Here is a 20,626-nt window from a genome sequence, read left to right on the forward strand (position 1 = left end):
GTCAGTACTTCAGCTCCTTCATATCTCCACCCTCGATATGCTGATAGCGCTTTGCAATGATGATGATGATGCTCAGCGCAATAGCCGATTCCGCGGCGGCTATTCCCATTATAATAAGCGTGAATGCCAATCCATAGGGGTTTTCCGGAACGATGAACCGATTGATCGCAACGATATTTAACCCCGCGCCGTTCATGATCAGTTCCATCGAAACCAGCATCCCGATCAGCGTTCGTCGGTAAAGAAGGCCGGCAATCCCGCAAAACAGCATAAAAACGGCGACAAACAGATAGATGTTGGAGTTATTGTAAAGTAAATTGCTCATTTGTCACCCCGCGAATTAAGGGAGAGCATAACCGCCCCGATAATGGCAACAACCAGCAAAAGCGAGATCAACTCAAACGGCAGAATCAGCGTGTCGGTAAACGCACGGCCCACATCCTTAGTCGTCATCAGAAAATTCGGCGCCGTTTTGCCCGGCAGATTTGTCAAAACAAACCGGATGAACATGACAACCGAAACCAAGGCGATGACAAGCGCCGAAAGCAATTTTCCGACAGCCTTGAAATCGTGAGATTTCCTGGAATATTGACCCAGCAGCATAATTGCAAAGGCAATAAGAATGGAGATTGCCCCGACATAGATCAAAATCTGCATCATCGCCAGAAAGGCGCTGTTTAGATAGATATAAAGCCCAGCCACGCCGAACATGGCGGTAATCAGACCCAGCATCGCATAGACTATGGAACTTGCAAAGACGGCCGTCAAGGCCCCTGCCATCGTCACCGCGACGGCGAAAAGGAATATGCTCTCCCCGATGCTCATGATGCCTTTTTCCTTTTATCGAATTCCTTCACCAGATCGAAATAGAAATCTTCCCTTTTTAACCCCGCAATGTTGAAATCTCCCGAAAAACCGATGGCCTTCGACGGGCAGCTCTCGACACAGATTCCGCACTGGCTGCAGGTTGTAAAATCAAGCATGTACACAGTTACTCTTTTGCGTTTTTCCCCTTCCCTTTTCTCCCCATCCACCTTTTTTATCGATCCCGAGGGACAGTTGCGGACGCAGATCCCACAGGCGATGCACATATTTTCCAGCGGGTTTTCAGGACTGGCAAGGAGCTTTATATGACCGCGAAACCGGGGCGTGATCTCAAGAACCTCACGCGGATATTGAGAGGTCACCACCGGCTGAAAGAAGGATTTGAGCGTTACCCCCATTCCCGCGGCCAGCGAAACCGTACCTTTTATAAAAGAAGCAGGCGTTACAGTCATAGCTTCAAAAGCCCTCCTGTTACGAGCAGATTTAAAAAGGCCAGGGGAATGAGCGCCTTCCATGATATATTCAACAACTGATCAAACCTGACCCGGGGAAACGTCCAGCGGAACCACATCATGACGAAGACAAGGAAGTACGATTTTAAGAGAAACCAGACAATCCCCGGCAGAAAGGGCCCCTGGTAGCCGCCCAGAAAAAAGGTGACGGTAATAGCGCTGACGATGAACATATTCGTGTATTCCGCGAGGAAAAAAAGCGCAAACATCATCCCCGAATATTCCGTGTGATACCCGGCAACCAGCTCGCTTTCCGCCTCCGGTAAATCGAACGGGGTACGGTTGGTCTCCGCAACACTCGCAATAAAATAGATGACAAAGGCAACCGGCTGCAGAACGACGAACCAGATGCCCTTTTGCGCCTCCACAACATCCTTGAGCGACAGGGAGTTGGCCATCATGACCACTGCCAAAAGCGACAGCAAAAGCGGAATCTCATAGGCGACGCTCTGGGCGATGCTTCTGATCGCCCCAATCAGCGAATATTTGTTGTTGGATCCCCACCCGGCCATCAGAATGGCAAGTACCGTAAAAGAGGAAAAGGCGAGAATGACGAGAATCCCCACATTTATATCCTTCACCTGCAGGAAGGAATCGAACGGAATTACCACAAAGGCGACCAAGACCGGAATGAAAATCATGATCGGGCCGAGGTAAAAGATGGGTTTGTCCACATTGCGCGGGGTAAGGATCTCCTTGCCGAGGAGCTTCAACGCGTCGGCAAGCGGCTGGATAAGACCGTACGGGCCGACCTCTTTGGGACCGATCCGGAGCTGCATGTGCCCCGCCACTTTTCTTTCAGCCCAGGTCAGGATCAGGGCGTTAAAAACGACAAAGACAAACGCGGCGAGGAGGCCGACCGCAATCTTTACAATTTCCAGATCGAAAAATCGCAGATCAATGCTCATAATCTTCACTATCTGTTCCATTTGGCCATCACATATATAACCTGTCTTCTTGAGACGGGTTTTCTTACCGGTCTATTTCCGGGATTACCAGGTCAAGGCTGCCCAAAATCGCAACGGCATCGGACAGCAGGTTGCCTTTCGCCAACTCGGGGAAGATCATAAGATTGGAAAAAGAGGGAACCCGCCATTTCATCCGGTAGGGCTTGTCGCTTTCATCGCTGACTATGTAGATTCCCAACTCGCCGCGGGGGGTTTCAACAACATGATAGAGATCCCCCTTGCGCGGCTTGAGCTTCTTCGGGGCCTTTTCAACTATGAAGGGCCCGTCCGGGAGCCTCTCTATCGCCTGCTCGATGATGTTCAGGGATGTCTCCATTTCCTTGATCCGGATATGGTACATGTCAAGGGCATCGCCATTTGTTCCGATGGGAACCTCAAAATCAATTTCCGGATAAGCCGCATAGGGCTCCTTTTTCCGTAAATCCATGCCGATACCGGCGCCGCGTAAAACTGGGCCGCAGACGGCGTATTTTCGCGCCCTTTCCTTTTCGATGACGCCTATGCCCCTGGTGCGGTTGATAAATATGACATTGCCCCCGACGAGCTTCTCATACAGCGCAAAACGCCCCCGCATGCGGGCAATGACAGCCTTTGTCCCCAAAATGAAGGCATCATCCACATCGTTGTAAAGGCCGCCGAAGCGGAAATAGCAGTAGGTCAGCCGGGAGCCGGTGACGGCCTCCAAAACATCCTGGATATTCTCCCTGTCATCGAAGGCGTAGAGAAACGGAGAAAGCCCTCCCAGATCTGCAAGATAGGCGCCTATCCACAGGAGATGGCTGCAAATTCTGTTTAATTCCGTGGCAATTACCCGCACGTAATGGGCGCGCGCCGGGACGTCAATCCCGGCCAGTCGCTCGACGGCCGTAACATATCCCAGGTTAAACGACATCGCCCCCAGATAGTCCATCCGCCCGGTGTTGGGAAGAAACTGGTAATAGGAGCGGTTTTCCGCCATCTTCTCCTGCATCCGGTGCAGATAACCGAGTACCGGATAAGCATCCTCGATATACTCGCCATCCATTTTCAGGACAACCCGCAAAACGCCGTGCGTGCTCGGATGCTGGGGGCCCATATTAATAAATAACGAGTCATCCCGCAGCGCCGGAGAATATGAATTCAGCTCTTGCCTGTCCTTCTCGGAGACCGGTATTTTCTCTTTGCGCAACGGATAGAAATCAATTCCGTCATGCAGGAACAGGTAGGTCAGCCCCGGGTGACCTTCGAAACGAACACCGTAAAACTCGTGGATCTCCCGTTCATACCAGTAAGCGCAGGCATAAATTTTTGAAAGCGTCGGAGCCGCAGGCTGGGAGGGATCGAGCTTCAGGGTAACCTTTACCTTGCAGAGGGAGGAGTGAATGCTGAAAATATAGACAAGCTCGAGATAGTCTTTGTAGTCAACGCCAAGCTCAACGGCGAGATAAAAATGCCGTTCATCAAAAAAACCCGCCACCTCCAGGATGTCTTTCGCCTTTAAATCTACCGAAAGGTGATAGCCGCATTGGGGATAGCTTTCCTCGATTATCGTCAGATCGGCAAATGCCGCCTGCAGCTCAGCTTTTGTTTTATCTACCATCGCTCTACCGGTCCCGGGAATCTTCTTTTCCCTGTTATCTTTTCCTCGAGTTTCAGAAAACCTTCGAGCAGCCCTTCCGGCCGCGGCGGACAGCCAGGAACATATACATCTACCGGAACAAGTTTATCAACTCCCTCGATCAAGTTATACTGCCCCTCGAAAACAAACGGGCCGCCGGAAATGGCGCAATTGCCCATCGCAATCACCCATTTCGGCGAAGGCATCTGGTCATAAAGGGTGACTAAGACGGGCGCCATCTTCTTCGTTACCGTGCCTGAGACGATCATCAAATCGGCCTGGCGGGGGGAGGGTCTGAAAACACCCGCTCCGAACCGGTCAATATCAAAACGGGCCATCGCGGCAGACATCATCTCTATTGCGCAACAGGCGAGTCCGAAGGTCACCGGCCACAGAGAATTCGCCCTTGCCAGATCGAGCACCTTGTCCAAAACCGCAAAACTTACAGGTGGGAGATTTTCCTTTTCCAGGTAAACACCCCTTTCCCCCAGGCATAAACAACAGCCAAGGCAAGAATTACAACAAAGGAAAGCAATGCGTAAAATTCATGAATCCTCTCTCCCTTGGCATAACTTAGCGCAACGGGGAAAAGATAGAGAACGTCAACATCAAAGGCAATAAAGATAAGCGCGTAAACATAATAATGGATGCCGTATTTTATCCGGGCGCTGCCGAAGGGAGGGATCCCGCATTCGTACGTATTATGGGTATTTTTGCCCCTGGTTTTCGAAGCAAGAAGGTGGGGGAGAATGATGGAAAAAAGCGCAAATAATACTGCAACGAGGCTGAAAATGGCTACTGGTGTAAAGTCTTCTAAATTAGTCATATAAAACTCAATTCCAATCAAGCTGCATCTGAACCGCTCAACGGCTCACTGAACTTGGCGCTCTTTAACAATGATGCCATTCGTTGTCAAGATTTTTTTCACTTTAAGTGCAAAAGGCAACTGCTCACAACTGCATGAGCCAGCCCCAGCCGGCAAGCAACAGATAAGATAAAAGCGTGACAGCAATCAAAATTCCTACCGCCGGTCGGTAATCGTCCGGATCATAGTCTCTGGCATCGGCCTTGCCCGAAAAGAAAGAAACCGGGTTTTTGCCGATAACCACAAGTCTGCGGACTATGCCATTGATGCTCTTTTCCGCCCTATTGAAAAGCGCTTCGACATTCACGGTAAAAATTCTTTCCACCAGTTGCGCCGGCTTGCGGTAGAACCAGTCCACATCGAGGGCTATTTCCGCTTTTCCGGCAACCTTTTTCCGATAAATCCAGAAGGCGACAAACGTAAAAATCAAGATCTGAGACGTTTCGGTCAGATGGATAAGCGTGTATGGCGCAAAGGGAATGTGAAAAGGCAGCATCTCGTAGAGAAGATTCGGCATGACCCCGAATAATATACAGAAAAAAGCGGCTATCGTCATGGCGAAATACATATTCACACGCAAAGGAATTGGCGACAAGCCCCGGTCCTTGCCAAACCACGTATAATAAGGCAACTTCAGGCCGATGGACAAAAAGGTCCCCACGGAAGCGAGTGTCAGCAAGAGCCAGACCATTGTGTAATGCGCCTCTCCCGCTGCCGCGATGACCATTGATTTGCTGATGAACCCGTTGAAAAGGGGAAAGCCGGAAATGGAAAACGCGCCGATCATATAAAGCCATAAAATAAGGGGCTGTTTTTTCACCAGACCGCCCAACTCGGTCATTTTGCTTTTCCCTGTGGTATAGATGACGCTTCCCGCTCCCATAAAAAGAAGCGCTTTGTAGAGGATGTGGCTAAACGCGTGGGCTGTAGCGCCGTTAATGGCCAACTGCGTGCCGATCCCGGCGCCGGCAACCATGTATCCCACCTGACTGATGATGTGATAAGACAGGATGCCGCGGATGTCGTTTGCCAGAACGGCAAAGACAACGCCGTAAAGCGCCATGAAAACGCCGAGAAAAACAAGAATTTCCCAGCCGGGGAATATTCTCAGCAAGACATAAACGGCGGTTTTCGTAGTCAGGGCGCTCAAAAAAACAGCCCCCGTCACCGTCGCTTTCGGATAGGCATCGGGGAGCCAGGCATGTAAAGGTACAACCGCCGCATTTAACGCGACTCCACCCAAAATCAGCCAGGAGGAAAGGGCGTTGCCGGGGGGAAGCTGTTCAATCAGGATTTGCCCTGTCTCCGCGACGTGCATAATGATTCCGGATAGTAAAAGTGCGCCGCCAAAGAGATGAAAGATAAGATAGCGCATCCCCGCCCGTCCGGATTCCTCAGTTTTACTCGCCCAGACCAGGTATGCGGAGGGAATGCTCATCAGCTCCCAGAAGACAAAGAGAGTAAAGAAATCACCGGCAAACGTAACCCCTATGGCGCCCGCTGCATACAGCAGGGCCGCCGCCTGTTCCGCTTTTTCCCGGACATGAAACGCAAAAAGCGCGCCGATGAACGTAATCAAGGCAAATATCGTCCCGAAGACACGACTCAAACTGTCCATCTTGAACAGTACGAGCTGATAATCCATGAACTTCAAGGTGAGATTTATCCCGACCGGCGCCAACCAGACGGCAAGCAGGGCGAGTAACGGAATGAGCAGCGTGAGATAAGCGCGAGACAGTCTTGGCAAGAAGGGAAGGAGCATGGCGCCGGCAACCATGATGATAAACGGGGCTACGGTTGTTTCAATTCCCATCGTAGTAGTCCTCCCGCTTGGACAACAAAATCTTGCCGAGAAATTTTGCAAAAATGATTATCAACAGACAACCGAAAAAACCGAACAGGGCGAAGAAACCGGGAATTGCACTCCACCACCCATGGAGCTCATCGCCGGTCGTCATAATACCTCCCGCGATGGAAGCCGCGCCGCCAATTCCCAGAAGAGCCCAGCGCAATTTATTCATGATCCGGTTACCCCCAAGATGCTGCCGCTTACCTGAACGGCAAGACTATAGAAATGCAGAAACAGATCGGGACGAATCCCCCACAAGATCGATAAAAATGCCGTAACAGCAAGAGGAATAACAATAGCCAAGGAAGCCTCTCCCCTGAGAAACGGCGCGGCAGGGCTCTTGAAAAAGGCCCGATAAACAACCGGGGCAAAATATCCGGCATTGAGAATGCCGCTCAGCAACAGTAGTGCCAGCGGAACAACGGAACCGGCCTGCAAAGATCCCAGTCCCAGTTGCCATTTACTGACAAAGCCGTTGAGCGGCGGGACTCCCGCCAAGCCGATCGCGCCGATAGTAAAGGCGCCCATCGTCCAGGGCATCACCCGGCCAATGCCATCGAGTTCACTGATTTTTTCCTTATGGTGCGTCACATAAATTGCCCCGGCGCAAAAAAAGAGCGTGATTTTCATAGTCGCATGGCTGGCTATATGGAGCAGACTGCCGACAAGCGACGCAGGTGAAAGCAGCGCCGCGCCGAGAACAATATAGGACAAGTGCCCGACTGTCGAATAGGCCAAACGATGCTTCAGGTTATCCTGCCTGAAGGCAAGCAGTGAGGCAAAAATGATCGTAACGCCGGCAAAGGCCGCCAATATGATATTAAGATCGAATTGTCGCATCAATTGCGGCCCGAAAACAAAACCGACAACCCTCACAACTCCGAATACCCCGGATTTGACCACCGCGACGGCGTGCAGCAGGGCGCTAACCGGGGTCGGAGCTACCATCGCCGCCGGAAGCCAACTATGCAGCGGCATAATGGCGGCCTTTACCCCCACGCCGCCGATAAAAAGGGCAAAAAGAACTAAAACCGTACCCGGCGACAGCAAGGCATCCCCAAACATCCCCCCCGCTTTGAAATCGAGAGTTCCAGCCAAACGGTATGTCCAGGCCGTCGCCGCGATCAACAGCACCCCCGCGGTAAGGGTATAGACGAGATACTTACGGCCCGCCGCTATGGCCACAGGAGTTTCCTTGTGAATAACCAGCGGATAGGTGGCAATGGTCAATATCTCGTAAAAAAAGATGAATGTCAGCAGGTTGGCGGCAAAGGCGACGCCGATGGTCGCGGAAAGGCAGATCGCGAAGCTTGCAAAATACCGGGTCTGCTTATGCTCATTCAAACCCCGCACGTAGCCGATGGAGTAAATGGAAGTCAACATCCAGAGACCGGAGGCGATCAACGCAAAAAAAATCCCAAAGGAGTCTGCTTTCAGCGCCAGCGAGATGCCGGGAGATATTTCCCAGAATGTGAATTCAGCCACCTTTCCTGCCAAAACGCCCGGCAACAGCAGAAGCACAAACGAAAATTTGGCAACGCTTGCCGCAAGCGTCCAGAATTCCCTTATAAAAACATGTCTGGAACTCAAGGCAATCAGCAGAGCGGCTGCCAGCGAAACCAAAACCGCACAGAGCGGCAGCAAAGATCTGTAAATTTCAGGATCGGTCATTTTCGTTCGTCCGTTACATTCCCGCAGGAATGATGTTCTGGATAATCCCCTTCACAATAGCCGAGTTGAACAAGCCGATAAAGATAAGGGAAAAAGAAAGGACAACTACCGGAATGGTCAGTGAAAAATTCTCTCCTCCGGCAATGGTCACTTCGTTCGTTGCATTTTCCGGGGCGTTCCCTGCCTCAGTAGCACGGTCCGGCGGCGACTTGAGATAGATATTTTCAAGGATCCGGAAAAAATAAACGGCATTCAACAGGCTGCTGGCCATAATCACCGCCAGAAAAAGCCAGTTTCCCTTATCCACTGCGCCCAACGCCAGGTACCACTTGCTGAAGAAACCGGCTGTGGGCGGCAGGCCGATCATCGAAAGAGCGGCTAACGTAAAGGCGGCCGTTGTCCAGGGCAGTTTTTTCCGGCATTCGGAGTCCATCTTTTCGATATCGGAATGACCCAGCTTTTTTCTCAGGTTGGCGGCAACAAGAAACAATGAGCCTTTCATGAAGGCATGATTCAGAATATGCAGCACCGCGCCGATATAGCCCAGCGGATTGGCCAGCCCTATCCCCAGACCGATATAACCGATTTGCGCGACACTGCTATAGGCAAGCATCCTCTTTAGCTCTTTCTGGGCGATCGCCATAACGGAACCGTAGATAATGCCTGCTGCCGAAAGCCAGGCAATAAAATCGGCAATGGGGAACGCCTTATCGACAAAAGGAGCGCCAAAGACAAAAAACATTATTCGGATAATTACGTACGCGCCTATTTTAGTGCCGATTGGGGCGATCAGCGCCGAAGAGGTGGAAGGGGCATAGGTATATGAGTCGGGCAGCCAGCCGTGGAGCGGAAAAATCGCCATCTTGATACCGATGCCTGTCACCATGAGCAAAAGGGCAACGTTGACAGCAGAATTCGGACCAAGCAGGGGAAGGATCGCCTTCACATCGGCCATATTCAGCGAACCGGTTGCCATGTAAAGAAATCCTATGCCGATAAGGTAGAAGGAAGCGCCAATTGTTCCCATGATCAGGTACCGAAAGGCTGCAACCGGCGCCTTCTTTTCGCCGATGCCGATCAGACCATAGGCCGAAAGCGAAAATATTTCTATAAAGACATAGAGATTGAATAGATCGCCCGTGATGATTATGCCGTTTGCGCCGCAGAGAAAAAGCAGGACCAGGGCATAATACGGAACCGGCTTCTCGTTAATTTCCGACGTCTGCAGGCCGCTTGAATGCCAGATAACAAAAAGGGCAACAACATTCACCACCAGGGCAATAAACGCCGAAAGGGGATCAAGGACATACTCGATGCCGAGGGGAGGAATCCAGCCGCCGAAATGATAAGAGATGCGGGCGCCGCTGAGAATCCTGGTAAGATTGTAACAAGCCACGACAACAGAGAAAAAAGAAGCCGTCGCCGCAAGGGGAAACGCCAGTTTCTCTTTTTTAAGCGCCAGCACCGGGATCGAGATTGCGGTTGCCAGAAGCGCCAGAGGAATGAGGGCGGGGGAATTCGGGATCATGGCTGCGCTTTCATCCGTTCGATCAGGAGCGGTTCGTCCAGGGTCTTATAGTGACGATAAATGACAATGGCCAATGCGAAGGCGACCCCGCTTGTAGCCACGCCGACGACGATGGCGGTAAGCATCAGGCAATGCTGCAGCGGACTGATATAGCGCGCTGCATCGGCAGCGCCGATCGCCGGATCGAGTACAGGCACTGTCGCTGCCCATTTGGCAGCGCTTGCCACATAGAACATGATGATCGAAACCTGGAAAATGGTCATCCCGATCAGCTTCTTGACGAGATTGTTCTTGAAAATCATCCCATACATGCCGATCAACATGAGAAGAATAACGCCCCAGTAGGTATAGTGCCCCCGGATAAAATCAATCATCGGGATATTCCTCCAGCAAATCATCGTATATGGCAACGAGAATCGCCATAACCGCAAGGCCTACGCCAATTTCCACCATCAGGATCCCAAGCGAACGAAGTTCCGGTGCGCTAAGACCGGGAAAGGGAAGAAAGGCGTAGTTGAGAAATTCCCCCCCGGACAGCATCGCCGTTAAACCTGTCCCGAAATAAATCAGCACCCCGATGGAACCAAGAGGCGTCCCCCAGATTCTCCGGAACTGAAGCTGGGCCAGATCATAACCAGCGGCGAGGCGGATGAGCAGGAGGGCGGCAGCCAACATTGTCCCACCCTGGAAACCCCCTCCGGGGCTGTAATGTCCATGAAATATGACATAAAGGCCGAATAACATAATAAACGGCGAAACAGCTCCGCTTACCGTTAGTACTATGGGATTATATTTGTAGGCAAGCATCCCGATTACCTCATAAAAAATAATGGCGTGAGAAAATCTCCTGCTTTATCTGCCTTAATGTCAGCGGGAGTTCTTTAAAGGCTTTTTCCTTCTTCTCAGCACCAGAAAACAGATCAGCCCGGCCGTAAGGATAACCGTCTCCTCTCCCAGCGTATCGAAACCTCGATAATCGGCAAGGATGACTGTCACCATATTGGGTGTTTTCGCATCCCTCAGGGCATTGCGGATATAGAAGGAAGACGCCCCCGGGGAATCCACCAGACTTCTTGTTGAGTGCATGCCCGCCCCGGCATCGCCACGATTGGGAAGCCCTGTCGTGCCATAAATCAAAAGCGCCCCAAAGGCGATCAGCAATAGCCAGTTGACTATTTTCAATCCCCGCTCCTTCTTGATGTCTGGAAAATCAGGACAACAAAAAATATTCCCGTTATCCCGGCGCCGACCACCGCCTCGGTAAACCCTACGTCAATAGCCCCCATCACCGCGTAAAGCAGGGCCGATACAAAGCTGAAGACACTGAGCGTTACCACCGCCGTCAGGAGATCCTTGACCGTCAACGAAATAACCGCCGAAACAAGCATAAAAACAGCCATGATCGTCTCTATTTCCCAGTACATTTCTCAGTCTCCCCACCGCTTCTTTTTTTAAACCATGGTCTGAGCCCACTCTGGATGGCCGCATTGGCAAGGGCATGTGTTCCGGTTGGATTCGTCAGAAAAACAAAAATGAGGATGAACAGGAGCTTGGCGCTGTTAAGCGTCAATCCCTCAATAAGAATCATTCCAAAAATCACGAGCATTATTCCCAGTGTATCGCTTTTTCCGGTCGCATGATTACGGGTGTAGAAATCAGGCAGTCGGATTAATCCAACACTTCCGACCAGCATAAAAAAGGCGCCCGCTATTACCGCGGCAATGCCCACGGTATTTCCGATCATTCGCCCACCTTTTTAACTGCTATGAATTTGGCAATGGCGACAATCCCGATAAAATTGAGAACCGCATAAGCAAGAGTAATATCCACAAACATGTCAAACCTTTTGAACACAAAACCTATAGCCAGAATCAACACCATCGTCTTGGTGCCGATCGCTCCGGCGCCCAGCATCCTGTCAAAAATGGTAGGTCCCCGGAGAACCCGATAAAGGGGGATGAAAATAATGGAGGTCAGTATAACTGTATAATATAAAAAGAATCTGTCCATTTTGTTTACCGCTCACACTCTTGTTATCGCTACCTCTTTCACAACCTTGCCGGGATTCCGTTCGAAGAGCCCCGCCACTTGACCGGGCAGGGAACCGTCAATGATGCCGGAAGATGAAGCATCCATCAGCGAATGAACGAGAAACTCATCGCCCTCGATTCTCAAGGTAATCGTTCCCGGAGTCAGTGTAATGGAGTTTCCCAGGATAACCCGATAGGTAGTATTCCGCAAAGACGTCTTGAAACTCACCAGCGACGGATCAATGGGACAGCTTGGCCTCAGAACGACGGAGGCGACCTGTAAACTCGACATAACAATCTGCCATAGCAGCCAGGGGACATAACCCGCCAAATTAAGTATTGACAGTCTTTGAGTCTCCGACTTTTCCAGCAGGGAAAAGAGACGCTTTCTCAATGGGTAATTAAGGAGCATTACAACAAAGACGGAAAAAACCCCGAAGGAGATGTGCATCAGATCGTAATGGCCGCTCAACAGCAGCCAAAAAATCATCAGCAGAACGGCTTCAATGACGGAGTTTTTTAAAAAACGGGATTTACGATATCTTCTCACAATGTCATCCTAAGAAAAATTTGGACGGCAGACATCTCAACATCTCTCTTGGCATTTTGCAGATTCGGTACTGAATCAACCGACAAAACTCGGGAAAATAGCGGGACGTCTAATAAGTTGCTAAGACCCTGCGGCCTCTATCAAACGCCTTACAGGGTGTCAAGCTATTTTTTTTTCTATTTCCCGCCAGACAAGTTCCTTTCCCGCGCCGGTTTTTGCTGAAAAAACCAATAGGTTCAATTTAAACGAAGGACCGATTAGTTCCTCAATAACACGCCTTCTCACAGCAAGTTCATTGCGGGAAATCTTGTCTGTCTTGGTTAGAACCAGCAAAAAATCAAGCGAGTAATGGGCAAGCCAGCGCATGAGCTGCATATCTTCGCCAGTAGGATCGCGGCGTACGTCGAGGAGCATGATCACGAGTTTTAGTGTCGGACGATCGCCAAGATATGTTTCCACCATGGGACCCCACTGGCGACGAATCGCCTCCGGAACCTTCGCGTATCCGTAGCCAGGAAGATCAACAAAGAAAAAACTTTGATTGACGCTAAAAAAATTGATCTCCTGGGTGCGCCCCGGGGTGGTGCTGGTGCGGGCAAGTCTTTTCCTGTTGAGGAGGGTATTGATCAGGGATGATTTGCCGACATTGGATCTCCCGGCAAAGGCCACCTCGGGAATGCCGGCGGGGGGGTAGTGGCGTGGTTCTTTTGCAGAAAGCACAAACTCCGCGGATATAATCTTCATGCAATAAACCCAGAATAATTCCTGCAACTAAAAAAGAGACGTCAAAGCAGCCCGTAAGCCGAATTCTGTTTCGCCCTCCAGTTGCCCGGAAAAGCGATGATGATCATTCCTCTGGGGCAGCCGTTGCCGACTGCCTCAAGCGACACAACCCGAGAACCTGGGGACGGGCAGTCCCGTTCTCCTATTTGGTCTTGCTCCGGATGGGGTTTACCAAGCTTTCCCGGTCACCCGGGAAACTGGTGAGCTCTTGCCTCGCCTTTTCACCCTTACCCTTCCTGAAGCGGAGGGGCGGTATATTTTCTGTGGCACTTTCCTTAGGGTTGCCCCCAGTCGCCGTTAGCGACCATCCTGCCCTGCGGAGTTCGGACTTTCCTCCGTTGCGGTTTCCCGCAACCGCGATCATCTGTTCTGCTTTGACGTCTCAATTACTAATTACTTTCAGCGTTCAGGTCTTCCCAGTAGAGTATCCTGTTGCAATTCGGGCAGGTCATAAGCTCTTCACTGGTCTGCAGCTCATTGTACATTTGGGGGGGAATCGCCATATGACAACCGTAACAAATCTCTTTCCAGGCGACAACCACCGCCAAACCGTTGCGAATTACCTTTATTCTCTCATATTTTTTCAGGATTACATCAGGCATTTTCTCTTTAAGTTTCCCAGCCCTGCCCAGACACTCCTCAAGTTTCCCGTTCAGTGAATCAAGCTCGGCCTGAATCGCCTGTCTCTCCCCTTCGTAGCTGCTGCGGCGTAAAGCTAACTCCTCGTCACTTGCTTTCATCTCCTTCTGAAAAACTTCGAGCCCATCCAATAGAACAATAATCTCATCTTCAAGCTTGCCGTTTTTCACCTCTGAGGCTGCAATTTCCTTGAGCATAGACTGATATTCCTTGTTTGTCTTCACCTCCGAAAGTCTTTCCCGTGCTCGCTTCAGCGCCTCCTGTCCCGTCTGCAACTGGCGGTCCTTTTCCTTTTTCTGTTTCTGTCTATCCTCGAATTCCTGTCGCTTTTGTTCCATGGACTCGCAAAACGCACTAAATCCTGCTTCGAGCTCGCTTAAACGAGTTGGCAGGTTTTTCTGGTCGGAGCGGATTTTTTCCGCCTCCGCTTCTATCTTCTGCAGCTCAACTAATCTTGTCAAGAGTTCTTTCAACCCATCCCCCTATATTAAAAAATATGTTCTTCAGTACTTAAAAAAAATGCACCCTTCTCGGTGCATTTCCTGTCTCCGCCTATTGGTTCTTGCTTTCATGGGAGCTTTTTTATTATCGGTATTAAAAAAAAAGATGGCTATCAAAATAAGTCACGCTTCCTTTCATCCTTGGTGGGCCCACCTGGATTCGAACCAGGGACCGACCGGTTATGAGCCGGGGGCTCTACCAATTGAGCTATGGGCCCTTGCATCCCCAGGATGAACTCAAAACTCCGTTTTTCGAGGGCCTTCTTAATACCGATCAGCGGTTTTTGTCAATATTTTATTTTCGCCTGACTTCAAAAGACGACGTCTTGCCCCACTGCGCCCTTTGCGTTCAGAGCCTGATTCTGCCGGTTTATCATTCAAGCTGCCAGTATCCGTCGCTTCCTCAGCATCTTCAGCCGCATAATTGCCTCGTTCGCTAATGCCGAATCTCATTCTCAGCACCTTTTCCTCGCGCGGGGTCAAGGTGGAAAGAATCTTGCGGGTCTGTTCGGCAAGATCCATGCTGATCGTGGCGTCAGATGGCGACATAAATTTTTTATCCTCTATAAAATCACCGAGATGGCTATCTTCTTCCTCGCCAATCGGGGTCTCCAGAGAGATCGGTTCCTTGGCTATTTTCAGAACCTTGCGCACCTTTTCCAGCGGAAACTCCATTTTGTTGGCAATCTCCTCCGGATTCGGCTCCCTGGCCAATTCCTGGACCAGATAACGCGATGTTCTAATCAGTTTATTGATTGTCTCGATCATATGTACAGGTATTCTGATCGTCCTTGCCTGATCGGCAATCGCCCTGGTGATGGCCTGCCTTATCCACCAAGTAGCGTAGGTGGAAAATTTATAACCGCGCTGGTATTCGAATTTATCAACCGCCTTCATCAAGCCGATATTGCCTTCCTGAATCAGATCGAGAAATTGCAAACCCCGATTTGTGTACTTTTTGGCAATGCTGACTACAAGCCGCAGGTTTGCCTCAACCAGTCTTCTTTTGGCGACCTCCGCTTTTCTCCCCCCGGTTTCAATGCCAACCATTGCCTTCTTCAACGCATTTATCGAAAGACCTGTCTCCTGGGCAATTTTTTTACGCCGCGAATTGGCCTCGATAATAATAAGCTCGCATTCTTTGAGCTTTGCCAGCGGCAAGCGGGCCCTTTTGGCTGCCAGCTCCGCGGCCTTTTGCGATTCCGACATCATTGCCAATAGTTCTTCGATCTGACCAAGGGAAAGGCCGGTACTCTTCTTGCAGCGGTTGAGCATCTCGTCGGAAGCTTTTACATCATTGATATAGGACCGAAGATTGGCAACGAGTCGCTCTATCTGCTTCCTGCTGAAAAGAACCTCCCGACAACGGTCAACTATGGCCAGTTGATTTTTGTCGAGCTCTGCCCTCAGCGCCAACCTCTCATCCGCCGAAATCTTTTTCTTCGAACTCAATTTCTTCTTGATTAAATCGTTTTTTGCATCGAGCAATGTCACAGCATCGAGCAGACTGATCACCCGCTCATGATGCTTGTCTTCTTCAACGATTCCGTCTTCGTCATCAATATTGTCCAGGATGCTCCGGACACGAATCTCCCCGCTTTTCAACTGTTTGCCAATATTTATTACATCCTTGACGGAAACGTCAACGCTGAAGACGGCCTCCAGACTCTCGCGGGCCCCTTCTTCTATGATCTTGGCAAGCTCAATCTCCCCTTCCCGGCTGAGCAGGGAAACCATGCCCATCTCCCGGAGGTACATTTTCACAGGGTCTCCCGTCCTGCCCAATGAGGGCAGCAAACTCAACACCCCCTCCTTTTTGACTTCCGGCTGTTCCTCGTTTTCCTTTTTTACAATCAATTTTTCCCCCTTCTCCGTGTCGATAATATCAATATTTTTCTCTCCAAAGAGCATAATGATATCGTCAATCTGATCAGAAGAAGTAACATCTGAGGGCAGCAGATCATTGACGTCATCGTACGTCAGAAATCCTTTTTCCACGCCCAGAGCAAGCAACTTTTTGAAATCACTCGATTCAGCTTCTTTTCCCATCGCAACTACCCCCCCGACAACCTGAAAGCACAAGGTCAAAATATAACTTTAAGTATTGACTTTTTAAGCAAATAATCAGGGCTATTGTCAATCAAGATTGTTCTCTTCATTTAAAAGCCTTTCTTTTTCCTGCAGCAGACCGTTGCATAACTCCCGGTTCCCGTCTCTGTCGGCTTTAACAAGCTTTTCCTTCAGAATACGGTGCTGCTCTTTATACCATCGGCGCCTGATCTGCTTTGCCGTATCGGCAAGCAGACGTTCACGCTGCTCCCCCTTATATGGGTTATCGCCAACCATAAGGGCGTAAAGGTTTTTCTTTATCCTTTCATCCTCCACACCGGAAAGGAGCGATACCACATTTAAATTTTTTTCGCCTTCTTTTTCTGAATTCAGCAACAAGTTTTTTCCAACTGTTTTCAGAGCTTCCGACTTAAAAAATGTAAATATCTCCCCCTCTCCCAGCGTGCGGACCAACTCCGGACTCTCAAAAAGCATGTGGATAAAACTCAATTCCAGGCGCTCATAGTCCCCGGCCTGCGGCGTCATTGAATGGCTGCGGTCTGGTGCAGGCGTGCTCGAAAAGGATCTCCCCACCTCTTTTTTCAAGACATCCTGATCGATATTCAACTTTTCTGCCACTTTCTTGATAAAGAGGTTTCTTTCCACAACATCGTCAATTTTTTTTACAAAAGCGACCGCACTCCTCAGTTTTTCGCGATCTTCCTGTAAAGATGCCGAATTGCCGAGAATTTCTTCGATGTAATAATCGGCCATCGGTCGCGCGGCTGCCAGCATTTCCTCCATTTTTCCGCGGCCTTCGGCTCGCACAAAGGAATCAGGATCATAACCCTCAGGCAGAATAACTGCCATTGCCTGGATGTTTCCCGCCAGAAACAGCTCCATGCTCCGCGCGAGAGCCTTCCGACCCGCCTCGTCGGGATCAAAGACTGCGGCGACCCTCTTTGTGCAACGCCCCAGCAAATCGACTTGGGAACGGGTCAATGCCGTCCCCAGCGTCGCCACAACATTTTTAATCCCGGAAGCCCAAAGGGAAATGAGATCAAAATACCCTTCCACAAGGACGGCAAAACCCTTGATGCGAATCGCCTCCCGGGCATCAAAAAGTCCGAAAAGGTTATTGCCTTTCGTATAAACCGGCGACTCAGGAGAATTAAGATACTTGGGTTCACTTGCGTCCATCACCCTCCCGCCAAAGGCGACAACCCGGCCTTCGCTATCGACGATGGGGATAATAATTCTGCCCCGAAACCGGTCGTAATATCCTCTCTTGCCCTCCCCCGAACGGACAATTGCCAGACCTGCCTGTTCTGCAAGCGGGGCGGGGATCCCTTTCCGCTCCAGAAAATCAAGCAGACCCTGCCAGCCCTCCGGGGCCAACCCTATTCGAAACTGCTCAACGACGCTTAGTCCAATACCCCTTTTTATCAGATACTCCCGCGCCTTTTCCCCCTTTTGCGAACCGAGCGTTTTGGCAAAGAATCCGACGGCAAGCCCGTTTACCTTAACAATCTGTTCTTTAAGGGTGTAACGCTCTTGCTCTTCCCTGCTGTGAACCCTTTCCGGGATAACAACCCCTGTCTTCCCTGCTAATTGGCGAATCGCCTCCGGGAAAGTCAGGCCGTCCATTTTCATACAAAAAGAAAAAATGTCCCCGTGCTCGCCGCAGCCAAAGCAATGGAAAATCTGTTTTTCGGGACTAATGGTGAAAGAGGGGGTTTTCTCCTGGTGAAAAGGGCAGAGCCCGGTGTAATTTTTCCCCGTTTTCCTTAAAGCAACGTATTCCCCGATCAGCGAGACGATATCGGCGCGTCTCCTGACCTCTTCGATTGTTCCGTCGTGGATGGAACCTTGCAAATGTCAAGCCCTCTGTTCGCAACCTCAGTTTAGACCGTCGCGCAGTTTTCGTCCGCCCAAAAGATGCATATGCAGATGAAAAACAACCTGCCCCCCCTCTGCGTTGCAGTTAATAACTACCCGGAAACCTTTTTGATCAACCATCTTCACCCTGGCAATCTCCTGGGCGGCAGCCATCATTGCCTGCAAATCCGTCATCTCCCCGCTTTCGACATTCATCAGCGTGGCGATATGTTTTTTTGGAATGATGATGACGTGGACAGGCGCCATCGGTTGTATGTCGTCAAAAGCTAAAACGCGGTCATCCTCATATACCTTGGTTGCGGGAATCTCTCCGTTGACAATCCTGCAGAATATACAATCCTCCATGCCTGACTCCTTTCTTCCCCGAGTACATCAACCCTCGCCGCAGTTACAGCCCGCCGGGCGCTGCGCTGGTAAATTTTGTCGTTAATCCCGCTTTTTCTTTGCGCAGGCTATCGCCTCTTCCAGAGAAAGGGCGCCCGAATAAAGGGCTTTGCCGACGACGACTCCGATAACGCCGCTTTTTTCAAAGGGCAACAGCTTTTCTATATCGCCTATACCGGCAACCCCTCCGGAAGCGATAACCGGCATGCCCACCTTCATTGCCAACGCGGCGGTTGACTCCCGGTTAAGTCCTGTTTCCATGCCGTCCCGGGAAATGTCTGTAAAGATTATAGCCGCAGGGCTATCTTCGGCAAAACGCAATGCCAGCTCTTCCGGGGTCATTTGCGTTTGTTTTGTCCATCCGTGAACCGCCGCTTTTCCTCCCGCTGCATCTATTCCCAGGATGACCTGACCGGGGTAGGCCCGACATGCCTCCTTTACAAAGGATGGATCCGCAAAAGCCGCTGTTCCCAGAATTACCCAGCGCGCCCCACCCTTAAGATAGTCCTCAACCGTCTCCATATTTCTGATGCCGCCGCCGACCTCGACAGGTAAATGCGTCGCTGAGATAATTGCGGAAATAACCTGCCTCTGCCGGGGACTCCCCTCAAGGGAGCCGTCCAGATCGACCACATGCAGTCGTTCGGCGCCTTTTTCCTTCCAGACAGAGGCCACGACGGCAGGGTCTCCCTCATAAATGGAAACCCGATTGAAGTCGCCTTGCGAAAGCCGCACGCACCGGCCTTTTCTCAGATCAATTGCCGGGATAACTATCATCTTGCCGAACCTTGCGTATCGAGTTGCTGCGGGGAAAGCGGGAAGGTCTTCATCACCTCTTCGAGTCCCTGTTGACCAAGTTCTTCGGCTTTCACCCATCTTCCTTTTCCCTGGAAAAAAGCTGCCGCCTGGAAGAGATTCTCCAAAAACGAGCGCTGGGTCCGGTCAAATATTCCCCGCCAGGCATCCTTCCCATTATCGGTCCGCAGCGCGACTATCTCAAAGGCGACCGACGCGGGTTTTTCAGCAGAAAAAGATTCTCCCTGCAACTCCCTGAAACGATAAAGATAACCGACAATTACCAGATCTGCGCTTAGTTGCCTGCCCGTTTCAATTAGCGCACTCCGCAAAGAAATTTTCATTGACGAAGTGGAAACATTCCGAAAAACCGCGGCCACCCTTTCGCCTGCAATCACAGCAAGGTCCGGCCGGTTTTTATCGAGATATCTGAGAAATCCCTCCTCTAAGGCGCTCTCCGGGCTCCCTGATGGCTTAACGGCCTCGAAAATTGCCCCGGTAAGCGGCGACTCAACCGACCCTTTTTGTAAATCCGCCGGAAAAATCGCCTGGAAGGGAAGAACGGCCAGCTTGAGGGATGGCCCGCCTTCAACCCCGGCCGCGGCCCTTGCCATGTCCGCAGAAGAGCAAACGCTGATGAAAAAACAAAGTGCAACAACAATAGAAAACTTCGTTTTCCCGGCACGAGACATTCCCATAATTAGCTTGCCTTCCCCGTTTGTCCAAAATCACAAGATCAATGGTTAAATGCCGCAGGCTTGAGGATATGTCTCCTCATCCTTCGAGAGAACCCTTCGTGGACAAAACGCCTTCAATTTGCTGATCCACCTGAACGGCTCGATGGAACGCATGGGCAAAGGCCTTGAAAATTGCCTCGGCTTTATGATGGCCATTTTTCCCATAGTCCACAGCTATATGCAAAGTTATTCCGCTATGATCAGAAAATGATTTAAAAAAATCGCGCAGCAAATCAGGATTAAAACTCCCGATCACAGGCTCGCTGAATTCCGCGTTCCAAACGAGCAAGGGACGGCCAGAGATATCAATAGCGACCCGACTCAGGCTTTCATCCATCGGAACAACCGCCGAACCATAACGGCTTATCCCCTCCCTGTCGCCAAGAGCCTTCCGGACAGCCTTCCCGAGGCAGATGCCGATATCCTCGACCAAGTGGTGGTCGTC

Annotated in this window: 26 protein-coding genes, 1 tRNA gene and 1 other RNA gene; all 28 read right to left on the reverse strand. The window is 50.7% G+C overall.

Translation table 11 applies throughout. The features are described from left to right. Position 1 precedes the first annotated feature (1 nt). Positions 2 to 325: an NADH-quinone oxidoreductase subunit NuoK gene (gene nuoK / locus K0B01_06240; GenBank protein ID MBW6485734.1), complete on the reverse strand. Its 324-nt coding sequence runs from the start codon at positions 323 to 325 to the stop codon at positions 2 to 4. Then, positions 322 to 825: an NADH-quinone oxidoreductase subunit J gene (locus K0B01_06245; protein ID MBW6485735.1), complete on the reverse strand. Its 504-nt coding sequence runs from the start codon at positions 823 to 825 to the stop codon at positions 322 to 324. The genes nuoK and K0B01_06245 overlap by 4 nt, the downstream gene beginning before the upstream one ends. Then, the gene (locus K0B01_06250) at positions 822 to 1,277 is read right to left on the reverse strand and encodes an NADH-quinone oxidoreductase subunit I (GenBank protein MBW6485736.1); all 456 of its coding nucleotides are present in this window, start codon (positions 1,275 to 1,277) and stop codon (positions 822 to 824) included. The genes K0B01_06245 and K0B01_06250 overlap by 4 nt, the downstream gene beginning before the upstream one ends. Beyond that, positions 1,274 to 2,245, reverse strand: a complete 972-nt coding sequence (gene nuoH / locus K0B01_06255; protein MBW6485737.1) for an NADH-quinone oxidoreductase subunit NuoH — start codon at positions 2,243 to 2,245, stop codon at positions 1,274 to 1,276. Before nuoH ends, K0B01_06250 begins: the two co-directional genes overlap by 4 nt. 64 nt (positions 2,246 to 2,309) lie before the next feature. Further along, the gene (locus tag K0B01_06260; GenBank protein ID MBW6485738.1) at positions 2,310 to 3,884 is read right to left on the reverse strand and encodes an NADH-quinone oxidoreductase subunit D; all 1,575 of its coding nucleotides are present in this window, start codon (positions 3,882 to 3,884) and stop codon (positions 2,310 to 2,312) included. Then, a complete protein-coding gene (locus K0B01_06265; GenBank protein ID MBW6485739.1) occupies positions 3,878 to 4,372 on the reverse strand; it encodes an NADH-quinone oxidoreductase subunit B in 495 nt (164 codons plus the stop codon). The genes K0B01_06260 and K0B01_06265 overlap by 7 nt, the downstream gene beginning before the upstream one ends. Beyond that, a complete protein-coding gene (locus K0B01_06270) occupies positions 4,345 to 4,728 on the reverse strand; it encodes an NADH-quinone oxidoreductase subunit A (GenBank protein ID MBW6485740.1) in 384 nt (127 codons plus the stop codon). Before K0B01_06270 ends, K0B01_06265 begins: the two co-directional genes overlap by 28 nt. A 124-nt stretch (positions 4,729 to 4,852) precedes the next feature. Next, on the reverse strand, positions 4,853 to 6,580 hold the full coding sequence (locus K0B01_06275) for a Na(+)/H(+) antiporter subunit D (protein ID MBW6485741.1): 1,728 nt from the start codon (positions 6,578 to 6,580) through the stop codon (positions 4,853 to 4,855). After that, positions 6,570 to 6,788, reverse strand: coding sequence for a hypothetical protein (locus tag K0B01_06280; protein MBW6485742.1), 219 nt, complete (start codon positions 6,786 to 6,788; stop codon positions 6,570 to 6,572). The genes K0B01_06275 and K0B01_06280 overlap by 11 nt, the downstream gene beginning before the upstream one ends. Continuing rightward, positions 6,785 to 8,287, reverse strand: a complete 1,503-nt coding sequence (locus K0B01_06285) for a hypothetical protein (GenBank protein ID MBW6485743.1) — start codon at positions 8,285 to 8,287, stop codon at positions 6,785 to 6,787. The genes K0B01_06280 and K0B01_06285 overlap by 4 nt, the downstream gene beginning before the upstream one ends. Positions 8,288 to 8,300: 13 nt before the next feature. Further along, positions 8,301 to 9,815 carry a monovalent cation/H+ antiporter subunit D family protein gene (locus K0B01_06290; GenBank protein ID MBW6485744.1) on the reverse strand — a complete coding sequence of 505 codons (1,515 nt, stop codon included), beginning with the start codon at positions 9,813 to 9,815 and terminating at the stop codon, positions 8,301 to 8,303. Then, a complete protein-coding gene (locus K0B01_06295; GenBank protein ID MBW6485745.1) occupies positions 9,812 to 10,189 on the reverse strand; it encodes a cation:proton antiporter subunit C in 378 nt (125 codons plus the stop codon). Before K0B01_06295 ends, K0B01_06290 begins: the two co-directional genes overlap by 4 nt. After that, entirely contained in the window at positions 10,182 to 10,622 is a 441-nt protein-coding gene (locus tag K0B01_06300; protein MBW6485746.1) for a hypothetical protein, read from the reverse strand. The genes K0B01_06295 and K0B01_06300 overlap by 8 nt, the downstream gene beginning before the upstream one ends. A 60-nt stretch (positions 10,623 to 10,682) precedes the next feature. Continuing rightward, positions 10,683 to 10,997, reverse strand: coding sequence for a hypothetical protein (locus K0B01_06305; protein ID MBW6485747.1), 315 nt, complete (start codon positions 10,995 to 10,997; stop codon positions 10,683 to 10,685). Next, positions 10,994 to 11,239, reverse strand: coding sequence for a DUF4040 domain-containing protein (locus K0B01_06310; protein ID MBW6485748.1), 246 nt, complete (start codon positions 11,237 to 11,239; stop codon positions 10,994 to 10,996). The genes K0B01_06305 and K0B01_06310 overlap by 4 nt, the downstream gene beginning before the upstream one ends. After that, positions 11,224 to 11,559, reverse strand: coding sequence for a monovalent cation/H(+) antiporter subunit G (mnhG, locus tag K0B01_06315; GenBank protein ID MBW6485749.1), 336 nt, complete (start codon positions 11,557 to 11,559; stop codon positions 11,224 to 11,226). Before mnhG ends, K0B01_06310 begins: the two co-directional genes overlap by 16 nt. Further along, positions 11,556 to 11,825: a hypothetical protein gene (locus K0B01_06320; protein ID MBW6485750.1), complete on the reverse strand. Its 270-nt coding sequence runs from the start codon at positions 11,823 to 11,825 to the stop codon at positions 11,556 to 11,558. The genes mnhG and K0B01_06320 overlap by 4 nt, the downstream gene beginning before the upstream one ends. A 12-nt stretch (positions 11,826 to 11,837) precedes the next feature. Beyond that, positions 11,838 to 12,395, reverse strand: coding sequence for a Na+/H+ antiporter subunit E (locus tag K0B01_06325; GenBank protein ID MBW6485751.1), 558 nt, complete (start codon positions 12,393 to 12,395; stop codon positions 11,838 to 11,840). 159 nt (positions 12,396 to 12,554) lie between these two features. Further along, complete coding sequence (gene yihA / locus K0B01_06330) at positions 12,555 to 13,139, reverse strand: ribosome biogenesis GTP-binding protein YihA/YsxC (GenBank protein MBW6485752.1); 585 nt, start codon at positions 13,137 to 13,139, stop codon at positions 12,555 to 12,557. A gap of 38 nt (positions 13,140 to 13,177) precedes the next feature. Beyond that, positions 13,178 to 13,555: RNase P RNA component class A (rnpB, locus tag K0B01_06335), an RNA gene on the reverse strand. Positions 13,556 to 13,567: 12 nt separating this feature from the next. Next, on the reverse strand, positions 13,568 to 14,290 hold the full coding sequence (locus K0B01_06340; GenBank protein MBW6485753.1) for a hypothetical protein: 723 nt from the start codon (positions 14,288 to 14,290) through the stop codon (positions 13,568 to 13,570). A 169-nt stretch (positions 14,291 to 14,459) separates the two neighbouring features. Next, positions 14,460 to 14,535 (reverse strand) — tRNA-Ile (locus K0B01_06345). A gap of 46 nt (positions 14,536 to 14,581) precedes the next feature. Then, on the reverse strand, positions 14,582 to 16,366 hold the full coding sequence (rpoD, locus tag K0B01_06350) for an RNA polymerase sigma factor RpoD (protein MBW6485754.1): 1,785 nt from the start codon (positions 16,364 to 16,366) through the stop codon (positions 14,582 to 14,584). A gap of 87 nt (positions 16,367 to 16,453) precedes the next feature. After that, positions 16,454 to 18,241, reverse strand: coding sequence for a DNA primase (gene dnaG, locus K0B01_06355; protein ID MBW6485755.1), 1,788 nt, complete (start codon positions 18,239 to 18,241; stop codon positions 16,454 to 16,456). A gap of 24 nt (positions 18,242 to 18,265) precedes the next feature. Next, entirely contained in the window at positions 18,266 to 18,610 is a 345-nt protein-coding gene (locus K0B01_06360) for a histidine triad nucleotide-binding protein (protein MBW6485756.1), read from the reverse strand. A gap of 81 nt (positions 18,611 to 18,691) precedes the next feature. Further along, positions 18,692 to 19,426: a 1-(5-phosphoribosyl)-5-[(5-phosphoribosylamino)methylideneamino]imidazole-4-carboxamide isomerase gene (hisA, locus tag K0B01_06365; GenBank protein MBW6485757.1), complete on the reverse strand. Its 735-nt coding sequence runs from the start codon at positions 19,424 to 19,426 to the stop codon at positions 18,692 to 18,694. After that, positions 19,423 to 20,058 carry a hypothetical protein gene (locus tag K0B01_06370; protein MBW6485758.1) on the reverse strand — a complete coding sequence of 212 codons (636 nt, stop codon included), beginning with the start codon at positions 20,056 to 20,058 and terminating at the stop codon, positions 19,423 to 19,425. Before K0B01_06370 ends, hisA begins: the two co-directional genes overlap by 4 nt. A gap of 160 nt (positions 20,059 to 20,218) precedes the next feature. Then, a partial coding sequence (hisB, locus tag K0B01_06375) for an imidazoleglycerol-phosphate dehydratase (protein MBW6485759.1) occupies positions 20,219 to 20,626 on the reverse strand: 408 nt, incomplete at its 5' end.

This window comes from Syntrophobacterales bacterium (assembly GCA_019429105.1).
Classification (GTDB): Bacteria; Desulfobacterota; Syntrophia; order Syntrophales; family UBA5619; genus DYTH01.